Source organism: Rhizobium sp. RAF56, assembly GCF_052113965.1.
In the GTDB taxonomy this organism is placed as follows: domain Bacteria; phylum Pseudomonadota; class Alphaproteobacteria; order Rhizobiales; family Rhizobiaceae; genus Rhizobium.
In genome coordinates this window covers 1-2,622 of sequence record NZ_JBFRDU010000093.1, presented here as the reverse complement: position 1 = coordinate 2,622, position 2,622 = coordinate 1, and the positions used below count along the sequence as shown (strand labels likewise).

Here is a 2,622-nt window from a genome sequence, read left to right as displayed (position 1 = left end):
TCAGATCACTTGCGTAACGCCCTGTCCGTCGGCCATATTGGCGACGGGTGAAATCAGTCCAGCCCATTGCAGTTTCCTCGAATCCTAAGCAAATCCAAGGGAATCACAACTGGCTGATTTCACTCAATTCTTTTTCGGTCAGGCTCTAAGAATTACTGGTGCTTCAGGCCAGTTCGGTGTGAGGCCTAGAGAGGGCGGCGTTTTCTGCCTTAATCCGTATCGTCAGGACAATCGCATTGGCAATCGAGAACGCCAACGCATAGATTGGCAGGCCAAGGCTAAGTGGCAGCACGGCTATCTCGCCTACCACGACGATGTAGTTCGGGTGTCGCAGGAACCGATAGGGGCCGGTCGAGACAAGCTGCTCACCCGGCAAAATGATGATGCGTGTGGTCCAGCGTCGGCCGATTGCAGACAGCGTCCAGAAGCGCAGGATCTGCAGAAATCCAAATATGGCAGCCCACGGCAATTGAACGGGTCTATCCCGGGCGATCACCCACAACCCGACTAGCCACAAAGCATGCATTATAATGATAAGAGGATAGTGTCCTGGGGCAACTTCGAAGGCTCCGCGCAAGGTCAAGGCACGTGTGTTGCGACGCGCAAGCCAGAGTTCAGCCAACCGCTCGACGGTCACTGCGGCCAATAACAGAACGGACCAATTCACGCGGCTGCCTTCAATGAGACGCAACTCAAGGTAAATCCCGGCCCCATCGCGGTTAAGAGAGTTCGCCGAGGCAGACCGGCTTTAATCAGACGTTCGAGGACGAATAGTGCCGTTGGGGACGACATGTTTCCATAGTCGCCGAGGACATCCCGCTCGTGGTTGAGGCTTCCCTGTCCAAGGCCGAGTGCGGTCTCCAGCGCATCGACGACTTTTGCGCCGCCTGGATGACATGCAAAGCGGTCGACATTGTCAATCGAGAGGTTTGATCGTCCGAGTATGGAGGCAACTGCCGAACGAACGTTGGCCTCGGCGAACGGTGGGATTGCCCGGTCGAATATCACTCCCAGCCCCTCCGGATCGACGCTCCAACCCATGATATCAAGTGTGTCAGGCCATGTATGCTGGCCACTCATCTCGACTTCGGCGATGCCGGCATTTGTTGCTCGCAGCACGCAGGCTGCAGCCCCGTCGCCAAACAGTGCGGTTGCGACGATATTGGCCTTGGTCAGCTTGTCCATGCGAAAGGCGAGCGTGCAGGTCTCCACGGCAACAACAAGAACGAGCGAACCGGGGCGAGACGCCGCCAGTCGCGATGCGATGGAAAGGCCAGAAACACCTCCCGCGCACCCTAGCCCAAAGACGGGCACACGCTCGACGTCGGAACGGAACCCCATCTGTGACGCGACGCGAGCCTCCAGACTTGGCGTTGCGATGCCCGTGGAAGAGACCGTGACAATGGTGTCGACATCAGCTGCTGAGAGACCTGCAGATTGAAGCGCCTTGGTCGCCGCCGCAACAAATAATGCACATGCGCCTTCGATGTGGGCTTGATTTCTATCCGTCCAACCAGAGGTCTCTAGATACCAATCGATAGGGCGCACGCCATATCGCCGTCGAATTCCGGAACTCTCAAACACCTTCGCCAAGCGGTCGAAGTCGCCAAATCTGGATGAAAATGCTCCGTGGGATGCTAGAGCAGCTTCGCGTTGATCAATGATATGTGGGGGAACGGCGGTACCGAGGGATAGCAACTTTACGGATTCGGGCATTGTACTTCCTGCCGGGCGATTGCGGGTTAGAACCGGCTTCGCCGCTGCAGGTCCGGTAGCTAAACGTACGGTCGTAGCATTAGTTGCAGGGGAAAGCCCTGATTTAGAGCTCTTCTAGAGTGGAGGGAAAGGGAGTGTTTAACCCGTGCTAAAGGTAGATTTTCTTCGAACTTGACAGGTTGTCGGCTTATTGGCGCAAACGGGAGGCGGCGGTCGTTTCTATTGGCGCAATGCTGTTAAGGCGTCGACCTTCAGCGCAAAGAGTCTCAAAAACTGCCTTTTATAACGATGCGCGCGGGGCGACCACGCTCTTGTTGACGAAGCTGGAGCGCCTGGCGCGATCGGCAACGGACCTATCCGTGATCGTGCATATGCTTGAGGACATGTGGTGTTGTAGGCGCCGGACGGCGCGGCGCTATACGACAAGCCGGACTGGCAAGCTAGTAATGGGCGTTCTCGCTCGGATTACGAAGTTCGAAAAACGGCGATCCGACGCGAACGGCAGATGGAAGGGATCGCGCGAGCCGAGGAGGCCGGACCGGCGGGCGCCCCAAGTCCGTCACGCATGGAAGCGGTATGACCATCTTCATCTGCGCCCTGGTCGCACATCACGCAAGCGGTTTCGTGGGGATCATGCTGGCTGAACTCGTGGAAGGCTCCCATTATGAAGGCCTTGAACGCGACAGACCCGGATTCATAACCAATCGATGCCGACATCCTAAGGCGGGTCTTTCGTCCTGAGCGTGCTCACTTGGCGGCCGGCAAGGTGCGTGGATCGAGCCGCGGCGATTCGGGCGTCCCGGCCTGCTCGGGCGGAAGTGTCCTGAATGCCTCCTTTGTTGCCTGAGATACCGGAGCAAGCAGTCTTATGCGCAGCAGGGCGTATGCGGCAAGCAGGGCGTGCGG

At 57.6% G+C, this 2,622-nt stretch carries 3 protein-coding genes; 1 reads left to right on the top strand and 2 read right to left on the bottom strand.

Annotation, left to right across the window (positions count from 1 at the left end; all coding sequences use genetic code 11):
• Positions 1–163 precede the first annotated feature (163 nt).
• Both AB4048_RS28650 and AB4048_RS28645 read right to left on the bottom strand, forming a co-directional pair.
• On the bottom strand, positions 164–667 hold the full coding sequence (locus AB4048_RS28650; protein WP_442205324.1) for an isoprenylcysteine carboxyl methyltransferase family protein: 504 nt from the start codon (positions 665–667) through the stop codon (positions 164–166).
• A complete protein-coding gene (locus AB4048_RS28645) occupies positions 664–1,716 on the bottom strand; it encodes a type III polyketide synthase (protein WP_442205322.1) in 1,053 nt (350 codons plus the stop codon). Before AB4048_RS28645 ends, AB4048_RS28650 begins: the two co-directional genes overlap by 4 nt.
• Positions 1,717–1,946: 230 nt before the next feature.
• Here AB4048_RS28645 and AB4048_RS28640 point away from each other — a divergent pair, with 230 nt between their 5' ends.
• Entirely contained in the window at positions 1,947–2,360 is a 414-nt protein-coding gene (locus AB4048_RS28640) for a recombinase family protein (protein ID WP_442205323.1), read from the top strand.
• The last annotated feature ends 262 nt before the right edge of the window (positions 2,361–2,622 follow it).

Bases quoted from the DNA above. Each gene is read 5' to 3' on its own strand.
- AB4048_RS28645 (WP_442205322.1), bottom strand. From the start codon at position 1,716: ATGCCCGAATCCGTAAAGTTGCTATCCCTCGGTACCGCCGTTCCCCCA.
- AB4048_RS28640 (WP_442205323.1), top strand. From the start codon at position 1,947: ATGCTGTTAAGGCGTCGACCTTCAGCGCAAAGAGTCTCAAAAACTGCC.